A 20,154-nucleotide genomic window follows, 5' to 3' on the forward strand; every position below is an offset into this window, starting at 1 on the left:
TTTTTTGTGCCGAAATAATGAAAAAGTAAACCCTTTGATATTTCTGCCTCCAAAATTATTTCATCTGTAGTAGTTTTTTTATAACCGTTATTAGCAAACTTGCTCATTGCCACAGTAAGCAGAGCATCACGTTTCGTATCCTCCATTGTAAATATCTTGTGTTTTGCCAATTCTTCCACTTAGAAAATCCCTCCTGCAATAGTAGTTGACCAACTCAGTCAATTACTATTGTAGTTTTATTGACTGAATTAGTCAATAAAATTTTACAAATTTACGGCTAAGGAAAAAAATCCTAATGAAAAATGGCAATAAAGGNCCCTCCTGCAATAGTAGTTGACCAACTCAGTCAATTACTATTGTAGTTTTATTGACTGAATTAGTCAATAAAATTTTACAAATTTACGGCTAAGGAAAAAAATCCTAATGAAAAATGGCAATAAAGGTCTTAAATAATGTTATAATAAAACAAATGGTAAATATGACCTAAAAACAAGTTGGATTAGTATATTTTGGCGGTAAAGGTGACTTGCTGGATCATATTTCAAATAAGAATAGCGGAAAATAAACATAAAATATTAAAGTAAGGTGATTATTATGGGAAAAATATACGGATTTTATGCAATGCCCCATCCTCCCATTGCAGTTCCAGAAGTAGGGTGCGGTCAGGAGGTAGAAATAAAAAATACCCTGGACGCCTGCTGTAAAATTGGTGAAGATATAGCAGCTATAAAACCAGACACGATAATAATAATTACACCCCATGGTCCAGTGTTTAGTGACGCAATTGCCCTGTCCTGTCAGGACAGTATACAGGGGGATTTGGCCAAATTCGGGGCACCAAAGGTAAGTCAGAGCTACAATATAAATTTGACATTAACAGAAAAAATAATAGAATATTCAAAAGAACAAAATATCTTGACGGGAAAGATAACCGCAAGGTCTGCGGAGCAATATGGAATTAAATATGAATTGGATCATGGAGCTTTAGTGCCCTTGTATTTTGTAAATGAGAAATACAAACATTACAAATTGGTTCATATAACTTATGGAATGCTTTCAAAGATGCAGCTTTATAAATTTGGAATGTGTATTAAAAAAGCTGTAGGCGAGGTGGATACCAGAGCAGTATTCATTGCAAGTGGGGATTTATCTCACAGGCTTACTGAAGATGGGCCTTATGAATACAGTTCCTATGGAAAAAAATTTGACAGAGAAATTACTTCACTGCTTGAAAAAGGCGATGTTTCAGGAATATTCAATATTGACAGCAAGACCATAAATGAAGCAGGACAATGTGGATTGAGATCCTACTACATAATGCTGGGGGCAATGAATGGATGTCATATTAAAGGCAGCATCTTATCTTATGAAGGTCCTTTCGGAGTGGGATACGGGGTGATGAGTTTTTCCCTCAAAGATGACAATAGGGATACCTATGAGAGATTAGTTGAAGAAAAACAAGAAATAATTGCAGAAAAGAAGAAAATTGAAGATCCTTATGTAAGGCTTGCACGTGAAAGCTTAACTTATTATCTGGATCATGGACAATATTTAAAAACTCCGGCATATGTAACCACTGAAATGAAAAACAGTAAAAGAGGAGTTTTTGTATCCATGAAAAAGGAAGGCCGGCTCAGAGGATGCATTGGAACTATTTTCTCAGCTACGGAAAATACAGCTGAAGAAATTATAAAAAATGCTGTTTCGGCAGGAATGCATGATCCAAGATTTATGCCGGTGAGGAAGGAAGAACTTGAAGATATAGATTTTTCTGTAGATGTGCTTACCAGGCCAGAAAAAGCTTTAAGAGAAGAACTGGACCCCGAAAAATATGGAGTAATAGTTACAAAGGGATCTAGATGTGGTCTGCTGCTTCCGGATTTGGAAGGTGTGGATACAGTGGATAAACAGCTTCAAATTGTACTTGAAAAGGGAGACATATCTCCAGATGAAGAATATACTATTGAAAAGTTTCAGGTTATAAGGCATAAGTAAAAGTTTTTTGAGTATTGGAGGAAGATAATTTTTGTTACATGAAGGATTGTTTTATGAAAAGCAGGATGATAGTGTAAAATGCAGGTTGTGTCCCCATAATTGCATTATAGGTGATAAAATGCAGGGAAGATGTTCTGTTAGGGTGAATAGAGGCGGAGTGCTGCAATCTGTAAATTATGGAGAAATAACATCAATGGCGGTTGATCCTGTAGAGAAGAAGCCTCTGTATCATTTTAAACCTGGCAGCAGTATTTTATCTGTAGGAAGTTTCGGGTGTAACTTTTCCTGCAGATTTTGTCAAAATTATACAATAGCTCAGTATAGACCTAAAAGTCAGTATATATCTTCTGATAAATTAATAGAAAGGTGTTTGGATATAAGAAATAATGTTGGTATAGCGTTTACTTATAATGAGCCCGTAATATGGTATGAATACGTATATGAAACATCAAAAAAGCTTAAGGAAAGCCATCCGGAATTTAGTGTAGTCCTTGTTACAAATGGATATATTGAAGAAAAACCACTTAAAAAGCTTTTACCTTATGTAGATGCCATGAATATAGATTTAAAGTCATTTAACCCCACATACTATGAAAAAGTATGTGGCGGAGATGTTGAGACTGTACTCGAAATCATAAGAAAGGCTTCTCAAAAGACCCATGTAGAAGTGACCACGCTGCTGGTAAGGGATTTAAATGATTCCATTTCAGAAGTGGAGAGCATAGCCTCTTACCTTGAAGATTTAGACAAAGACATTCCACTTCATTTATCAAGGTATTTTCCAACCTACAAGATGGAGCGCCCAGCTACGGACATGGGCATAATGACAGAAGCTAGAAAAATTGCCAGGGAGCATTTGAATTATGTCTATCTTGGAAATGTTCAAGGTGTTGACAACTCTACATATTGTCCTGATTGTGGAGAACTTCTGGTAGAGAGAAACGAATTTTTTACTAAAGCTCACATGGACCATAGCAAATGTCCTAAGTGCGGGCACCATATAAATATATTATTTTGAAATCAAAGAGAACGTCCACAGATTTGTGTAAAATAGAATAGACATAGTAAAAATTAATTGGAAATTACTATAGGAATAAGTTCCTATTTAAAAAAGCTTTAAAATATAATGAGCTAAGTAAGTATGTAAAAAACCTATGAAACTACTCCTTGTTTAATGTAGAAAATAGATGTAGAAAAATAGAAATTTTACTTAAAGGTGTTATAATAAAGTAAGTATAGAATATTTAAGTCAATTTTAATATCACATCCCTTTTAGTGTTATTTAACTTATAAAAAAAAGTGCTTTAACTTAATAAAATAGTAGACGAGCTGTAGTTATTTAAACACTAATAATCTACAAAACTATATATGTAACATATTACAACTTTTTATCATAATTATGATTAAAGGGGGAATTTTTATTTTTAAATAAAAAATAATAAGATGGATGGGGGGACCATATGAAACGAGTTTTATTAATAGGAATTGTAGGTATAATAATTTTTAGTTTTTCTGCATGCAGCAGTTTATCTGATATGTATAATAAAAAGGATACCCAAAAGATAAATGTTGTCAGTAACATAAATCCACATCCAAAAGGAAAAAAACCGGCATCGCCTGCACCCAGAAATATTCTTAAGGCAGGGGACAAAGGAAATGATGTAAAAGATATTCAAAAGAGACTTAATAAATTTGGTTATACTGTAAATGAAGATGGAGATTTTGGGGAACAGACAGTGTATGCTGTAATGGATTTTCAACACAGGCATGGTCTTACTACTGATGGAATAGTAAAAGGTTCTACATTGGATGATTTAAAAAAGAAACCTGCATCTGATGTAATGTACAAGCCTACAGCCCAGGTAGTGTCTGGTTTTAATTCAGCTGAAGTTGAAGGCATAATAGATAAATTAGATACTTCAAGCTATACTGATTACTACATCATGGTAAGTATACCACAGCAGATGGTATACATTTTTAATGGCAGCAGCGGAAAATGGAAATTGATAAATTCATTTCAGTGTGCATCAGGAACAGGCGGTACACCAACGGTCAAAGGGCATTTTTTCGTAGGAATCAAGGGACCTCAATTTGAATCACAAAATGGAGTCATACTTAAGTATTTTACGCAATTCCAGGGAAATTATTTATTTCATAGTGTCTTATTTGATAAAAGGGGAAATTTAGTAGATGGTACACTTGGCAGATCTGCTTCTCATGGTTGTATAAGATTAGCTCTTGAAAATGCAAAATATATTTACGATAATGTTCCCATAGGATCAGGAATATTGATACAATGATCTTAGTTAGCACTATTAAATTACTGAAACTTGGTAATTTTAATAGTGCTTTTTCTGCATTTTTTTAAGTTAATAGTTCTAGTAACACTTAATATTTTGAGTCTTGCCATTGCAGATGATTCCCCTTAGCTCCATGATTTTATCTTCTAAAATGTATTGACGATTTTACAAAATTGTAATATTATCATGTTTAAATAATATATTTAATAAAATAAACAGCATCAATTTAAAAATTGTTTAAGTAACATATACTGAAATTTATAGAAGTGCCCCTGTTTTTATGAAATGAAAAACGGGGCACTTTCATATTAAACAAATAATTGAAAGATATATCTAAATATTAAAATCATTTTGATGCTTTTGCTTTATTTATTTCAAGATAAAGACATTATTTTAAAATTATAGTTTTAAATCTTATAATTATAAAAATTCACCAATTAATCATGGGAGGGAGTTATGAATCATGATAGTTAACTGCGGGAATGTAAATACTTTGCCTTATGCGGACAAATTGAAGCTCAAAGCAGGAAAAAATGGATTGGACAGGATTATAAAATGGGTTCATTATATGGAGAATCCAGAATATATTGCATGGTTAAAGGGAGGTGAATTAATTTTAACAACTTGTGTACTTATGAAGGATGTGACCTCTGAGCTTTTAAAACTTGTAAAAGATTTGAATTCCAGAAAGGCAGCTGGACTTGTTGTAAATGTAGGACCTTATATTCATGAAACTCCTAAAGAAGTCATAGATGCTGCAAATTTTTTAGGTTTCCCGATATTTGAACTGCCATTTGAAGTAAGATTCATTGATATAAGTCAAAGTATATGTAAGACAATTTTTATGGGCAAGCTTCAGCAGGAATCCATGAACAGTTTTATGAAAAATATAATTCATGGGGACATACCTTGCAGTGAAGAAATTATAAACAGGGCGGTTTTTTATGGATATGACCCGGATAAAGTATACTGTACATTTGTAATATACGTTGATAATTTTACAAAGCTTGTTGTGAAAAATAAAATTTGGGATGAAGAAGTTGCATTTGGAGTTATGCAGCAGATTAGTCAAGTTATAATAAATACCATGAATTGTTATGATAAGAATATTATCCGTGTGATTGAAAATAACTCTATTATAGTCATGTTTCTTGTGGATAAGGCCAATGAAGATATGGTGAATTCAATGGCACAGGATATAGTGAATAGCATGTTTCATAAATTGAAACACATTAAAATAAGTATTGGCATAGGGGGCTTCTGGCAGAGGCTGAAGGATCTTAAATACAGTGTAAATAAAGCAGAAAAAGCCTTAAAAATTTTAAAAATTTTTAAAAGTAATATATGCAGTTATGATGAAATCGGTATATATAGATTGTTATTTCAAATAGGGAAAAAAGATGGTATGGAGATATTTTACCATGAAATACTTGGAAAATTGATTGATTATGATACTAAGAATTCCACAAAATTGGTGGAAACCTTGAAAACATATATAGATGAAAATTGTAATCTGATAAAAACAGCCAAGCTGCTTTTTATACACAAAAACACATTAAAATATAGAATCAAAAGGATAGAGGAAATATCCAACTGCGATCTTAAGGATATGCATGTGCTGTTGAACTTTGATATGGCTTTTAAGGTAAAAAATTTTATAACATGTATTTAAAGGACAAATGTTATGCCTTATAATTGTCCATTATATATATATAAATTCTAATAACGATGTGATAAATTATATATAATATATTTATGATATTAATAAATTTATAAATGAAAATTTGATGATATATTTAATAACATATCAATATATTATCAGATTTATATTACATCAATAAATGAAAATTAAACTTTAATGGAGGGGGAACAGAATATGGAAAGATCTAATTTAAAAAAGGACAATTTAAGTATGCTTGAAACAATAGCCATGTCAGTTGCTATTGTGGCCCCAACAGCTTCGATGTCACTTAACGTGCCGCTGATGACACAAACAGCAGGATTTTCTTCACCGTTTATATTCTTTGTTTCCATGATAGTTGTAGGATTTGTATCATATTCTATAATCAAATTCAATCAGTATTTTTCTAGTGCAGGTTCTCTTTATACTTTTACAAAAAAATCTTTAGGGAAAAAAATGGGATTTACATCTGGATGGACCCTTTTACTTGCATATATGATGTTGGTAGCAGGGTGTACAGCTGGACTTGGTACATTCTGTTCCAGCCTGCTGAATGTATTTGGAATTCATATTGCATGGCTGCCACTTTCATTGATATTTTCAATTGTCATGATATTTGTTGGAATTACAGATGCTAAAATCAGCACGAGAATAATGCTCATAATGGAAGGAATATCAATTATGCTCATATTGATATTGTCTGTAGTTATTATATACAAAGTTGCAACCACTACAGGTTTAAGTTCAGTACCATTTAAAACCAATGGAAATAAAATGTCGTCTATTGCCAGTACTTCTGTTCTTGCATTTTTAGCTTTTATAGGTTTTGAAAGTGCATCCAGTCTGGGGGAGGAAACAAAAAATCCAAAAAAATATATTCCTATTGCAATAATAAGTGCCGTATTTGTAACTGGATCATTTTATTTGTTATCCAGTTATTCACAAGTTGTAGGATTTGGGATTAGTTCGGAAGGACTTAAGGAACTGTCTGCATCTTCATTACCGCTTACCTATCTGGCAGATAAATTTATATCTAAAACTTATGGAACTTTTCTGATACTATCGGCTGTATTGTCTTTCTTCTCATGTTCTCTTGGAGCAGCTTGTGCTGGAGCCAGAATGCTTTTTTCAATGGGCAGAGATGGGATAATGCATAGAAGCATGAAAAAACTTCATCATAAATACAGTACGCCTTATGTGGCACTTATACTCATAATAGTTGTTTCCATGGTCATCCAGGTTTCCATGTTTTATAAAGAAGGTACTGAAGTATTTGAATATTGTGCAACCATTGGTTCTCTAGCCATACTTGTGTCCTATTTGTTTACGAGTATAGGTTCAATAGTTTATTTTACAAGAAACAAAATATGGTCAAAAGTGCATTTGGCTATGCCCGTTTTATCAATATTAGTGTTGATGTATGTGTTAGTTGCAAATATCTGTCCCATTCCTCAATTTCCCAATAACTTGTTCCCATATATAGTTCTTGGGTGGATTGCTTTAGGTTTTATACTGGAGCATAAATTTAAACAGCATGTTGATGAAAAAATTGTTGTAGATGATAAAATTGACGGCGTAACTGAAAATATAGTTTAGATCTCTGATATATGGAATCAGTATATTTCAGATTAAAATATATAAATTAATAAAAATGATATTTGGAGGTATTAAAAATGATTAAAGAAAGCAGTGCAAAAATTATAACTAAAATACCTGGACCTAAATCGGAAGAGCTTACTAAAAAAAGGGAAAAATATGTTGCCAGAGGAATTGGATGTGCAGCACCTATATTTGTAGAAGAGGCAAAAGGGGCACTTATAAAGGATATAGATGGCAATGTATTTGTTGATTTTGCAGGAGCTGTAGGTGTTCAAAATATCGGACATAGAGATGATAAGGTGGTAGAAGCTGTAAAGGCTCAACTGGACAAATACATTCACCCCTGCTTTCATGTAAACATGTATGAGCCGTATATTTCTTTGGCAGAAAAACTAGTGGAGGTTACTCCAGGAAATTATCCTAAGAAAGTTATGTTTGCAAACAGCGGCGCTGAGGCTGTGGAAAATGCCATTAAAATAGCCAGAGCCTATACTAAAAAATCCGGAGTTATTTCACTACAGGGTTCCTTTCATGGAAGGACCAACATGACAATGTCCATAACAAGCAAATATAAACCATATAAAGATAATTTTGGACCATTTTCCGCAGAGACTTATAAGACATATTCGGCATATTGTTATAGATGCCCACTTGGCTGTAAATATCCCAATTGTGGTATAGCATGTGCAGAAAAATTGAGAACTAGACTAAATACTGTAATCTCCAAGGATGAAATAGCTTGTCTAATAGCGGAACCAGTACAAGGAGAGGGTGGCTTTGTAGTGCCTCCAAAGGAGTATTTTAAAAAGCTTCAAAAAATATGTAATGAAAATGATATAGTGTTTATTGTAGATGAAGTTCAAGCTGGTTTTGCTAGAACAGGTAAATTATTTGCTCATGAGAATTTTGGTATTGATGCGGATATTATAACAATGTCCAAATCCATAGCCAATGGAATTCCGCTTAGTGCAGTTCTAGGAAAGGCAGAAATTATGGATGCTGCTTGTGTTGGTGGTATAGGAGGCACATATTCGGGAAGTCCTCTTGGATGTGTTGCGGCACTTAAAGTTATAGAGAAAATAAAAGAAGAAAAACTATGCGATAGAGCCAATAAAATTGGACAATATATATTGGATAGGCTTGATAAGATGAAACAGAGATATGATGTAATAGGAGATGTAAGAGGTATTGGAGCAATGATTGGATTGGAGTTTGTTAAGGATAGAGCTACCAAGGAACCCTATGGAGAGTTGGTGGATAAAATTATAGGTTACAGCTTTAAACATGGAGTAATATTTTTAAATGCAGGATTGCTGGGTAATGTGATAAGATTTTTACCACCCCTTGTAATAACTAAAGAACAAATCCAGTATGGGCTGGACGTACTTGAAGATGCCATTAATGAATTTACTATGAGCAAGCTAAAAAAAGAAAGACGCAAAATCTTGGCTTAACTAATAAGGGAACGTACCTTTAGGTACGTTCCCAAGTATTTTTCTAAATATATAATCATATCATTTATGGATATTTGTTCCTTTATTCCCCATATTTATCGAGAAAGGTAATATATCTACTCATTTTTTATATTCTTGTATACTTTGAGCATATAATGACTTCCCTAATTTATCCCCAAAAATCTCTAATTATGTTTTATGGTATGCAAATTTAATGACGTTATAGATTATTTTAAGTTTGCATATTGACTTAGAGTTAACTCTAAGCAGTATAATATTGATAAATATTAAGTAAGATTTATTAGTAAAATAGGAGTTGTCTTTATGGAATATACAATAAAACAAGTTGCTGAAAAAGTTGAATTGACAGAATATACACTTAGATATTATGAAAAAGAGGGATTGCTGCCATCTATAGACCGTAATGAACATGGAGTACGATTATTTAAAGATAATGATATAGAATGGATTAGATTAATATGTTGTCTCCGTGATACGGGAATGTCAATTTTAAAAATAAAGGATTATGTTAACCTTTGTATAGAAGGTGATAATACTATAGAACTACGCAGACAAATAATTCTCAATCAGAAAATAGTCACTGAACAAAAAATAGAGGAAATGAATAAACATTTAGATATGATTAATAGAAAACTTAAATATTATAATGATTTTATAGCTGGTAAGCATATAGATTCTTGTAATCCAAGTAATACTATAAAAGAAAATAGTAACAAGAAAGCTCATATTTAGCCTATGGCTTTACTAATATTTATTATCTATCTAAAGGGAGGAATTATAAATGTTATATAGAAATTTTGGCAAGACAAATGAAAAAGTTTCAATTTTAGGATTTGGATGCATGAGGCTTCCGCTGCTTCCAGGAGGGGATCCAACTAAGATTGACGAAGAAAAAGCTATAAAATTAGTTCGCCATGCAATTGATACGGGCGTAAACTATATAGATACTGCATATCCTTATCATGGAACTGGCATGGCTCATGGAGGAGCAAGTGAACCATTTGTAGCAAGGGTATTAAAAGATGGTTACAGAGAAAAAGTTAAACTAGCTACAAAACTTCCTAGCTGGTTAATAAAGACAAGAAGTGATATGGACAGGTATTTAAATGAACAATTAAAACGTCTTGAAACAGATCATATAGATTTCTATTTGGTACATTCACTTAATCATAAAGATTGGGATAGGTTAAAAGAAAATGGTATTGATAAATTTTTAGATTCTGCTATAAAAGATGGCAGGATAAAATATGCAGGATTCTCATTCCATGATAAACTGGATCTTTTTAAAGAAATAGTAGATTACTATGATTGGTCATTTTGCCAAATACAATACAATTATTTAGATGAGGATTTTCAAGCTGGAACAGAAGGGTTGAAGTATGCCTCTCAAAAAGGGTTAGGAGTTACAATTATGGAGCCACTTAGAGGAGGAAAACTTGTTAATAATCTTCCAGAGGAGGCTAAAGCCACTTTCAATAAATCAGATGTAAAAAGAACACCATCAGAGTGGGCATTAAAATGGGTATGGAATCATCCAGAAGTAAAAGTTGTTCTCAGTGGTATGAATGCCATGGATCAAGTTACAGAAAATATAAAAATAGCTAGTGAAACGGAAGCAAATTCGTTAACAGAAAAAGAATTAAAGATAATTGATGAGGTTAAGAATATTATTAAAGAAAAAGTGAAGGTTAGCTGTACAGCTTGTGGATACTGTATGCCATGTCCGTCAGGTGTGAATATTCCAGGATGTTTCAATGCTTATAATAATTACGGTATGTTTGGTAAAGATGACACTTATAACTTTATTCCGTCTGATCAAAAGGCTTCAAATTGTGTAGAATGCGGTGGATGTGAAACTCATTGCCCACAAAACATATCAATTCGTAAGGAATTAAAAAATGTTAAAGTATTGTTTGAATAAAATTTATATATAAGAGTACAGAAAATGGTTCTCTACCTATTAGAAGTTCTATTATAAATTGAAAAATAAAGAGAGGTGAAATAAATGAACAAGCAAGATTTAATAAAAACTGCAGAGAACTTTGTTGAAAATTCAGAAGATAATTATATAACAAAGTCAATAGCTATTTCAGAAAATGTTATAGGAATGAAAATTTTTGAAAAACCGATTTTTGCATTTGGAGATACAGATGATGAGTACTTTGAATTATTGAAGCAACCGTCAGCCATTGGAAAACACTTCTTACTTCCCAAAGAATGGTTACCTCGATCCAAAACTGTTATATCATTTTTTTTATCCTTTAGTGAGGCAGTTAGGAAAGGAAATAGAAAGAATATGCTATGGCCTTCGGAAGAATGGCTCCATGGACGTATTGAAGGTCAAAATTTTTTGAATAAGTTGTGCATATATTTGAGATCAGAATTGATAGATGCAGGATATAATAGCCTTGTACCTTCATTAGACAAAAGATTCTGGACGGTAACATCCAGTAATGATTCCACCCATCCTGAAGTATTATTCACAAGCAATTGGTCTGAAAGGCACGTTGCCTTCGTATGTGGACTTGGCACGTTCGGGCTTTCTAAAGGACTTATAACACAAAGAGGTATAGCTGGAAGATTTGGTAGTATCCTCACAGAATTGTACCTGTCACCTGACAGGAGAGAATATAAAAAAGTATACGAATACTGTTTAATGTGTGGTAAATGCATAAAGAATTGTCCAGCCAATGCAATATCCATGGAAAATGGGAAAAATCACACTATATGCTCTGAATTTTTGAATAAAACGGCTGAGAAATATAAACCTAGATATGGTTGCGGAAAATGCCAGGTAGGTGTACCTTGTGAATGTAGAATACCTAGAATTAAAGGTTAGATCTCATAAAAGCTTAAATATATGCCGAATATATCTTTTTAAAGGATTACTTGGCATATATTTAACCAATCAATTACTTCTATTTACACTTTCAGTATCACATGCTGAACACCAAGCGAGGTGAGCGCCAGGATTATCCAACATATAAATCCTAGTAAGATTGGCTTTCCACCGTTTCTCACAAGTTTAACAAGATTGGTGTTTAGTCCAATAGATGTCATAGCCATAACAATGATAAATTTACCTAAATTTGATAGAAGACCGCTCATTCCAACTGGCATGGAAGCGAAGGTGTTGATTACTGAAGTTATTATAAATCCCAGTACAAACCATGGAAATATTTTAATGATATTATAGCTACTATCTTTATCTCCTGCTTCTTTTTTGGAAGTATATACAGCTAAAACAAGTGTGACGGGAACAATCATTAATGTTCTTGTCAGCTTGACGATGACGGCTAGATTGCCTGCTGTATTGCTGAAAGAGTAGCCTGCGGCTACTACTGAGGAAGTATCATTAATCGCTGTTCCGGCCCATAGGCCAAAGTTTTGATCGCTCATACCAAGTACATGTCCAAGGAAGGGAAACAAAAATGCGGCAATTACATTAAAAAGAAATATGGTGGAAATGGAATGGGCAACTTCTTCTTCATCTGCATGAATAACAGGGGCCGCTGCTGCAATGGCCGATCCACCGCATATTGCGGAACCCACACCAATAAGAGTTTTTATATTTCCATCCAGTTTTAAGAGTTTCCCTGCAGCAAAGGCGGTGACGAATGTTGCTGTCAGTGTGAAAACCATTAAAACAAGCGTTTGTTTTCCAACCCTGAAAACATTAAAAAGATTCATGTCAAACCCCAACAGAATAATGGAATACTGCAGCAGCTTTTTTGAGGTGTAGCTTATACCATCGTTAAATAAGCTCGGTCTTTTCCAAAATGCCAAAAGCATTCCAAATAAGATCCCAAGCACCGGACTGCCAATAATAGGAATGGTTTTTCCTATCAGCCATGCTGGGACTGCTATGAAGCCTGCGAGTGCTACACCTGGTAATTTATTGATTATTGTTCTCATAACATCTTCCCCTCTCTGTCGTCTATCATACGCCTTGACATAATATAAGTAAAATATTATTATTTAATTATTATAATAAGTAAATAGTAATGTATGAGGTGATACTATGACTTTAAGGCATTTTAAAATATTTGTCACGGTGTGCGATACCATGAATATGACTTCAGCTTCCAAAATACTTTTTATGTCACAGTCTGCAGTTAGTCAGGCAATTGCTGAACTTGAGAATTATTATGATGTCCGGCTTTTTGAAAGGTTATCAAGGAAATTATACATGACGATGGCAGGCAAAAAGCTTTTAAGCTATGCTCGCCACATTATCCGAATGAACGTAGAGGTGGAAAACGATATGAAATCTCTGCGTAAAAAAGGTTACATACGTATTGGTGCCAGTGTTACTGTGGGAGCCCATGTACTGCCAAAGCTTGTCTCACATTTTAAACAAATAGATTCACAAGCTGATATCGAAGTATTTGAGGATAACACTGAAAAAATTGAAAATATGATTATTCACGATGAGATTGATATAGGTCTTGTGGAAGGAGAAACAACCTCACCGGATGTTCTGAATCGACCATTTATGAATGACGAATTGGTGCTGATTTGCTCAACCAGTCACAGATTTGCTCCATTTTCTGTTATAGAACCGAAAGAACTTGAGCAGGAAAAATTTATTATCCGTGAAAAAGGCAGCGGAACCCGTAAAACATTTGAGGACGGGATGACAGCCAATAATTTGACGTGGAAAGTTACTTGGACATGCAATAATGCGGACACTATCAAAATGGCTGTTGCGGAAGGACTTGGCGTCTCTGTTATTTCCAAGCGTGCGGTTGCAAACGAGGTGGCCACTGGACAGCTTTGTCAAACAGCTGTGAAGGGAATTGAATTTAAGAGGCAGTTCAAGATCATCTATCATAAAAACAAATATTTTACGGAATCAATGAAACAGTTCATAGATTTATGCATTAAAAATAAATAGGAACAGTTATAATTGATTGCTGCTTTATTCCAGTTGTGTTGAAGATGTTGTATTTTCAGATATAATAGATATTTTTTTTACTATATTTTGTATATCAATTATTTTTTTATTTTGAATGTTGATATCATTATTCATGCTAATGGATATACTTGTGATTTCATCTTTTATATCATTTACTATTACTATGTTCTGAATTTCGCTAGCCTGCTCAGATGAACTTTTAGCAAGTTTTCTTATTTCATTTGCTACTACAGCAAATCCAGATCCTGATTCCTTAGCTTTTGCGGCTTCCACAGATGCATTTAATGAAAGTAGATTAGTACTCTTGCTTATCTCATTTACTGTATCTGCTATATTTTAAATCTTAAAAGCTTTTTCGTATAAAACTTTTATTTTAGATGCTAGCTCGTTATTAAAAAATGCAGATGAAGAAGGCTGGCGAAAGCCCCATCCCAATATATATGTTTCAGCTATAAAGATGTCTGGATTTTCTTGTGATGAGACATTATTTGTAGGAGATGATTTTATAAATGACTATGCAGGTCCCAGAAGAATAGGACTTGCCAGCATCTTTTTGGATAAGAAAAAAAGTGCTGTTAATGGTTGTAAAAAAGTAAATGAATTTGCAGAACTTAAGGGTATACTGTGATATATTAAAGGCATTTCAAACTTGCAAAAAGCAAAGGTTTCTGATAAAATAAATGGGAATGAATACTGTGCTTCACTCTATCTATATCTTAGATTGTTAAAAAAAGAACAAATATGTACTGTTAAATTTCTTCATCTGAAAATATATGTTTCAGATGCTGTTTTTGCATAGATATGGTTAATTATTAATAAGTTTTTCGACTTGTTTTTTATATCTCTATATAACATAACATCTAGTATCTTATTATTTAGATGTATTTTACGTTTTTTAAAATATAGATATAGAATTGAGAATTATTTTTAAACATAAAAACTTAATTAAAATGAAAAAGTTTTTAATTTTGTTGCATAGAAAGCTTTTCCCCTATATTTCATAAGTTTTAGATTTATAAAATTGGAGGAAAATCCTATGATATATATTTAATAATCAAGTGATTCTTGGGTTCAGGTGGGGAATTTGTCCATAAGGAATGATTATTTCCGTACCTGAATTTTAGAAGAACTTATCCAGGGGTATGGCATTGCTTATCTTACACTTTATGAAATGTTGGTCTTAACAATGTTAGCCGTCGGATAAATGACAGACTAGAAAATAATAGAACAAGGGATTTAGGATTATGTTAAATTAGCACAATTTGAGAAAGAAGGTGATAAGATGTCGACAGTGGAATCAGTGCAATCAACTATTGCCAGGCATGGTCTGGTAATGGTGGTTACGGGTAATGGTAAAGGTAAAACGACTTCTGCGTTCGGTCAGGCCTTACGTGCCATTGGTCATGGATATAAAGTGTTTATCATTCAATTTATGAAAGGCAGAAAATATGGAGAAATTATAGCTGCAGAAAAATATCTTCCGGATCTTACAATTGTTCAATGTGGTCTTGATAGTTTTGTTATGAAAGACAATCCGGCTCCAGTAGACATTGATCTTGCACAGCAGGGTTTTGAGAAGGCTAAAGAAGCTGTAAAAAGCAAAGAATATAACCTGGTTATCCTAGATGAGATTAATGTCGCTGTCAATTTCAATTTAATTTCTGAACAAGATGTTATAGACTTAATTAAACAAAAGCCACCTGAGTTAAACCTGTTATTAACTGGTCGGTATGCCTCGGACAAAATTGAGGAAATTGCAGATATGGTGAGTGATATAACTGAAGTTAAACATCATTATAATGCTGGGATTAAAGGCCAAGCAGGAATTGAATATTAAATCAATATTTTGTAACATATTTCTTTAAACTAAGAATGGAGGTAAGAAAATTGTTCGATAAAGAAGTTCTCGATAAATCTAGTCAATTACGAAAAAAATGGGAAGATGAAGTTAAAAAGACAATTGCTAAACATCCAGATCAAAAAGAAAATTGGACTACAGTTTCCGATCAACAGATAAAAAGGGTATATGGTCCTGAAGATATTAAAGGTATGAATTTTGAAAAAGATATATCATACCCGGGAGAATATCCGTTTTTAAGAGGTAATCATCCTACTGGTTACCGTGGAAAGTACTGGACCTTCAGAATGTTTTCGGGTATGGGAACAGCTGTAGAAACTAATGAAAGATGGCATTATCTTTTGTCTACAGGCCAAACTGGCTTAAGTACCGCCTTTGATTTTCCAACTCTTATGGGTTATGACAGTGATTCTCCTAAATCCAGGGGTGAAGTTGGAAAATGTGGAGTTGCTATAGATACTATTGCAGATTTTCAGGATCTCATAAAAGGTATTCCTTTGGATAAAATAAGTACTTCTATGACTATTAATCCTCCTGCAACAATACTATGGGCTATGTATTGCGCATCAGCGCAGATGCAGAATGTTCCTCTTAACAAGATAAGTGGTACTATTCAAAATGACATGCTTAAAGAATTTATTGCTCAAAAGACTTTTATGTGTCCACCAGAACCATCTGTAAAACTTATCAGTGATACGGTAGAATTCGGTACTAAATATGTGCCTAAATGGAATACTATAAGTATCAGTGGATACCATATCAGAGAAGCGGGTTCAACTGCTGTTCAGGAACTGGCCTTTACTTTAAGAGATGGTGTAGAATATGTGGAAGATGCCATAAAACGTAAGGGACTAGATGTAGACGATTTTGCTCCAAGATTGTCATTTTTCTTTAATTCACATATTGATTTCTTTGAGGAAATCGCAAAGATGAGAGCTGCCCGTAGGATGTGGGCAAAGATTATGCGTGAGCGTTTTAAAGCTAAGAATCCTCGTTCTTGGTGGATGCGTTTCCATACACAAACTGCGGGATGCTCACTAACTGCTCAGCAGCCTTATAATAATGTGGTAAGAACAGCGGTTGAAGCTTTAGCAGCTGTTATGGGCGGAACTCAGTCACTTCACACCAATTCATTGGATGAAGTTTTATGTTTACCTTCTGAACAGGCAGTTCAAATTGCACTTAGGACACAGCAAATTCTGGCAGAGGAAACTGGAGTGGCAAATACTATAGATCCTCTTGCAGGTTCATATTTTATTGAATCCCTTACTAATAAGATGGAAGAAGAAGCATGGGAATATATCAATAAGATTGATGAAATGGGTGGAATGGTTGCTGCAATAGAGAAAGGATATCCTCAGATGGAAATATCAGATGCAGCATACAAGTTCCAGCAGCAAATAGATGCTAAAAAGAAAGTTGTAGTCGGAGTTAATAAATATGTGGAAGAAAATGAAAAAGTAGATATCCCAATGGTTGAAATTGATGAATCCGTGGAAAAGGAACAACTTAAACGTCTGGCTGATGTTAAAAGACAGCGTGATGGACGTCAAGTTTCTAAATGTCTTAAAGATGTGGAAACTGCATGTAAAAAGGGAGAAAATGTTATGCCTTATTGCATAGAAGCAGTTAAATCCTATGCAACTGTTGAGGAAATCTGCAATGTTTATAGAGAAGTTTACGGTGAATACCGTGATCCTGGCATATATTAATAAAATAACTCAAGGGGGAAAATGTAATGTCAAATAGAAAGATTCGTGTATTGTTGGCTAAACCAGGACTTGATGGACATGATCGTGGTATTAAAGTACTGGCTAGATGTTTTCGTGATGCTGGTTTTGAAGTAATTTATACAGGATGCCATCAGACTCCTGAACAAATTGCATCTGTTGCTATTCAAGAAGATGTAGATTTAGTTGGATTGAGTTGTTTATCAGGTGCACATAAAACCTTATTTCCAGAAGTAACTAAAATATTAAAAGAAAAGGGTGCAGGAGATATTTCTGTTATAGGTGGAGGTATTATTCCTGAACAGGATATGGATGCATTATATAAATCTGGAATCAAGGCTATATTTACTCCAGGAACTCCTTTAGATGAAACGGTGGACTGGATTAATAAAAATGTAACTCCAAGGGCGTGAATATGATGAATGAATTAAGTAAAAAAGTTTTGAATGGAGATGTACGTGCAGCTTCACATATTATAAGAAATTTAGAAGATCAAATTCCAGGCACTGACGAAATTATGAAAGATCTATTTACGGCCTCTGGTAAATCCCACATAGTGGGATTTACCGGTGCACCGGGAGCTGGAAAAAGCACCTTGATTGATGAACTTATTACAGTATATCGTAAAAAAAGTAAAACTATTGGTGTATTGGCAGTTGATCCAACTAGTCCTTTTACAGGAGGGGCAATTTTAGGGGATCGAATTCGTATGATGAATCATTCTGAAGATCCAGATGTATTCGTGAGGAGTTTGGCTACAAGAGGTTATATGGGGGGATTATCCAAGGCTGTAGGTGAAGGAATTCATGTTATGGAGGCCCTTGGAAAAGAGAAAATTATTGTAGAAACTTGCGGGGTAGGACAGCAGGAGGTAGATGTATTTAATCATTCCCATACAGTAGTTGTTGTTCTCGTACCAGGCATGGGCGATGAAGTGCAGGCTATTAAGGCAGGTTTAATGGAGATTGCAGATATTTTTGTAATCAATAAAGCTGATAGAGATGGCACGGGTAAACTTTATCAGGAACTTATAAATATGATATCTATGTCCTCTAAAAACCAAGGTTGGAAGATTCCTGTTATTAAAGTAGCGGGATTTAAGGAACCTAAAAAGTTTTCTGAAAACGTTGAAGAATTATGCAATAAGATAGATGAACATTATGAATATTTATTGAAGAGCAGCCTTTTGTCCAGCCGTGCAAGGAGAAAAACTGCAGCAGAACTCAATGAGGCATTATGGGCTAAAATACTTCAACCGGTGCTTGATGATTTGAATTCCAGGGGAGAAATGGAAAAGATGGTTGACAGGTTAATTAATAAGGATACGGATCCATATACTTTAGCTGAAAAAGTAGCTCGTAAATATATGAAATAAGTAGATACGAAAGGGGAAAATTGATATGAAACATACTCCCGAATCTGAAATATGTACTAGAATTTCACATTTCCAAAAAAAGCTGCAGGAAAAGAACATTCAAGGGTCAATTATTTTATTAAATAGTGATATGTTTTATTTTACAGGCACAGTTCAAAATTCATTTTTATATATACCTGATAGCGGAGAACCTATACTTATGGTAAAAAGGAGTATGCGCCGTGCTCTGGATGAATCACCTCTTAAGAATATCGTATCTATTAAAAGCCCTAAACAGATTCCTCAGATTTTATCAGATTTTGGTTATAATTCTATGGGAAAGATAGGATTTGAATTGGATGTACTTCCAGTTAACGTGTATAAAACTTATGAAAAGATATTTCCAAATATTGAGTTCTACGATATTTCTCCTCTTATAAGAGGGATGAGATCTATAAAGTCACCTTATGAAATACAGCTTTTACGAAATGCAGTAGGTGTAATAGATGAATCATTCTTGCAAGTACCCTCCTTTCTGCGTGAAGGCATGGCGGAGGTAGAACTGGCAGCATTATTTGAGGCCGAAATGCGTAAACGTGGATATTCTGGATGTTGTAGGAATAGAGCATTTAATCAGGAATTTTTTTACGGAAATGTATGTACTGGAAGCAGCGGATTTTGTCCCAGCTTTTTTGACGGACCTGTAGGAGGATCAGGAGTTTCGGCATCTCATCCTCAAGGTGCAGGATGGAAAAAAGTAAATAGGGATGAAGTTGTTTATATAGATTACACCTGCATTATTGAAGGATATGCAGGAGATCAAACAAGAGTGTTCTGTATGGGTCAGCTTACACCTAGAATGGCAAAGGCCTTTGAAGATGCGGTGCTTATTGAATCGGAGGTAGCTAAAAGTATTAAACCGGGAACACTTTCACAAGAGCCATATTTTTTAGCTTTGAAAATGGCAGAAGAAATGGGTTATAAGGATAATTTTATGGGATATAAGGAAGATAGAGTTAAATTTTTAGGACATGGCATAGGCTTAGAATTGGATGAGTGGCCGGTGCTTGCAAAAGGATCCAAGATTCCAATTATGCCTGGAATGACTTTTGCCATGGAACCTAAATTTGTATTTCCTGAAGGTGCTATTGGTACAGAAAGCAGTTTTGTGATGACAGAAACAGGATTGGAGAATATGACTACAATTCCTGAAGTAATTACTTATTTAAAATAAATGTGATGAA

Annotated in this window: 19 protein-coding genes; 16 read left to right on the forward strand and 3 right to left on the reverse strand. The window is 34.0% G+C overall.

Features of this window, described 5'->3' with window-relative positions:
* On the reverse strand, positions 1-146 hold a 146-nt coding region (locus AB8U03_RS14280), incomplete at its 3' end, for a TetR/AcrR family transcriptional regulator (RefSeq protein ID WP_369705277.1).
* Positions 147-594: 448 nt separating this feature from the next.
* On the opposite strand from AB8U03_RS14280, the gene amrA reads away from it, so the two are divergent.
* The 9 genes from amrA to AB8U03_RS14325 all read left to right on the forward strand — a co-directional run bounded on the left by amrA (position 595) and on the right by AB8U03_RS14325 (position 11,889).
* Positions 595-1,995 (forward strand): AmmeMemoRadiSam system protein A, encoded by a 1,401-nt coding sequence (gene amrA / locus AB8U03_RS14285; protein ID WP_369705233.1) that lies wholly within the window; start codon positions 595-597, stop codon positions 1,993-1,995.
* A 31-nt stretch (positions 1,996-2,026) separates the two neighbouring features.
* Positions 2,027-3,013, forward strand: a complete 987-nt coding sequence (gene amrS, locus AB8U03_RS14290; RefSeq protein ID WP_369705234.1) for an AmmeMemoRadiSam system radical SAM enzyme — start codon at positions 2,027-2,029, stop codon at positions 3,011-3,013.
* A 442-nt stretch (positions 3,014-3,455) separates the two neighbouring features.
* A complete protein-coding gene (locus AB8U03_RS14295; protein WP_369705235.1) occupies positions 3,456-4,295 on the forward strand; it encodes a L,D-transpeptidase family protein in 840 nt (279 codons plus the stop codon).
* A 463-nt stretch (positions 4,296-4,758) separates the two neighbouring features.
* Positions 4,759-5,967 (forward strand): PucR family transcriptional regulator, encoded by a 1,209-nt coding sequence (locus tag AB8U03_RS14300; protein WP_369705236.1) that lies wholly within the window; start codon positions 4,759-4,761, stop codon positions 5,965-5,967.
* A gap of 204 nt (positions 5,968-6,171) precedes the next feature.
* On the forward strand, positions 6,172-7,572 hold the full coding sequence (locus tag AB8U03_RS14305; protein WP_369705237.1) for an APC family permease: 1,401 nt from the start codon (positions 6,172-6,174) through the stop codon (positions 7,570-7,572).
* A 77-nt stretch (positions 7,573-7,649) separates the two neighbouring features.
* Entirely contained in the window at positions 7,650-9,029 is a 1,380-nt protein-coding gene (gene gabT / locus AB8U03_RS14310) for a 4-aminobutyrate--2-oxoglutarate transaminase (protein WP_369705238.1), read from the forward strand.
* A gap of 324 nt (positions 9,030-9,353) precedes the next feature.
* Positions 9,354-9,782 carry a MerR family transcriptional regulator gene (locus AB8U03_RS14315; RefSeq protein WP_369705239.1) on the forward strand — a complete coding sequence of 143 codons (429 nt, stop codon included), beginning with the start codon at positions 9,354-9,356 and terminating at the stop codon, positions 9,780-9,782.
* A 49-nt stretch (positions 9,783-9,831) separates the two neighbouring features.
* Positions 9,832-10,971, forward strand: coding sequence for an aldo/keto reductase (locus AB8U03_RS14320; RefSeq protein ID WP_369705240.1), 1,140 nt, complete (start codon positions 9,832-9,834; stop codon positions 10,969-10,971).
* An 84-nt stretch (positions 10,972-11,055) separates the two neighbouring features.
* On the forward strand, positions 11,056-11,889 hold the full coding sequence (locus AB8U03_RS14325; protein WP_369705241.1) for a 4Fe-4S binding protein: 834 nt from the start codon (positions 11,056-11,058) through the stop codon (positions 11,887-11,889).
* An 83-nt stretch (positions 11,890-11,972) separates the two neighbouring features.
* Here AB8U03_RS14325 and AB8U03_RS14330 read toward each other — a convergent pair whose 3' ends face one another.
* On the reverse strand, positions 11,973-12,965 hold the full coding sequence (locus tag AB8U03_RS14330; protein ID WP_369705242.1) for a YeiH family protein: 993 nt from the start codon (positions 12,963-12,965) through the stop codon (positions 11,973-11,975).
* Positions 12,966-13,071: 106 nt separating this feature from the next.
* On the opposite strand from AB8U03_RS14330, the gene AB8U03_RS14335 reads away from it, so the two are divergent.
* Entirely contained in the window at positions 13,072-13,947 is an 876-nt protein-coding gene (locus AB8U03_RS14335; RefSeq protein WP_369705243.1) for a LysR family transcriptional regulator, read from the forward strand.
* 24 nt (positions 13,948-13,971) lie between these two features.
* Here the strand turns inward: AB8U03_RS14335 and AB8U03_RS14340 are convergent, their stop codons facing one another.
* On the reverse strand, positions 13,972-14,241 hold the full coding sequence (locus tag AB8U03_RS14340) for a methyl-accepting chemotaxis protein (RefSeq protein WP_369705244.1): 270 nt from the start codon (positions 14,239-14,241) through the stop codon (positions 13,972-13,974).
* Between the two features lie 97 nt (positions 14,242-14,338).
* Between AB8U03_RS14340 and AB8U03_RS14345 the strand changes: the two genes are divergently transcribed.
* The 6 genes from AB8U03_RS14345 (at position 14,339) to AB8U03_RS14370 (ending at position 20,144) form a co-directional block, all read left to right on the forward strand.
* Complete coding sequence (locus AB8U03_RS14345; RefSeq protein ID WP_369705278.1) at positions 14,339-14,596, forward strand: HAD family hydrolase; 258 nt, start codon at positions 14,339-14,341, stop codon at positions 14,594-14,596.
* Positions 14,597-15,250: 654 nt separating this feature from the next.
* Positions 15,251-15,805: a cob(I)yrinic acid a,c-diamide adenosyltransferase gene (locus tag AB8U03_RS14350; RefSeq protein ID WP_369705245.1), complete on the forward strand. Its 555-nt coding sequence runs from the start codon at positions 15,251-15,253 to the stop codon at positions 15,803-15,805.
* A 35-nt stretch (positions 15,806-15,840) separates the two neighbouring features.
* Positions 15,841-17,538 carry a methylmalonyl-CoA mutase family protein gene (locus AB8U03_RS14355; protein ID WP_369705246.1) on the forward strand — a complete coding sequence of 566 codons (1,698 nt, stop codon included), beginning with the start codon at positions 15,841-15,843 and terminating at the stop codon, positions 17,536-17,538.
* A gap of 26 nt (positions 17,539-17,564) precedes the next feature.
* Positions 17,565-17,969, forward strand: a complete 405-nt coding sequence (locus AB8U03_RS14360) for a cobalamin B12-binding domain-containing protein (RefSeq protein WP_369705247.1) — start codon at positions 17,565-17,567, stop codon at positions 17,967-17,969.
* A 2-nt stretch (positions 17,970-17,971) separates the two neighbouring features.
* Positions 17,972-18,931, forward strand: coding sequence for a methylmalonyl Co-A mutase-associated GTPase MeaB (gene meaB, locus AB8U03_RS14365; RefSeq protein WP_369705248.1), 960 nt, complete (start codon positions 17,972-17,974; stop codon positions 18,929-18,931).
* Between the two features lie 25 nt (positions 18,932-18,956).
* A complete protein-coding gene (locus AB8U03_RS14370; protein WP_369705249.1) occupies positions 18,957-20,144 on the forward strand; it encodes a M24 family metallopeptidase in 1,188 nt (395 codons plus the stop codon).
* Positions 20,145-20,154: the final 10 nt, after the last annotated feature.

Source organism: Clostridium moutaii, assembly GCF_041205085.1.
Taxonomy (GTDB): domain Bacteria; phylum Bacillota; class Clostridia; order Clostridiales; family Clostridiaceae; genus Clostridium_B; species Clostridium_B moutaii.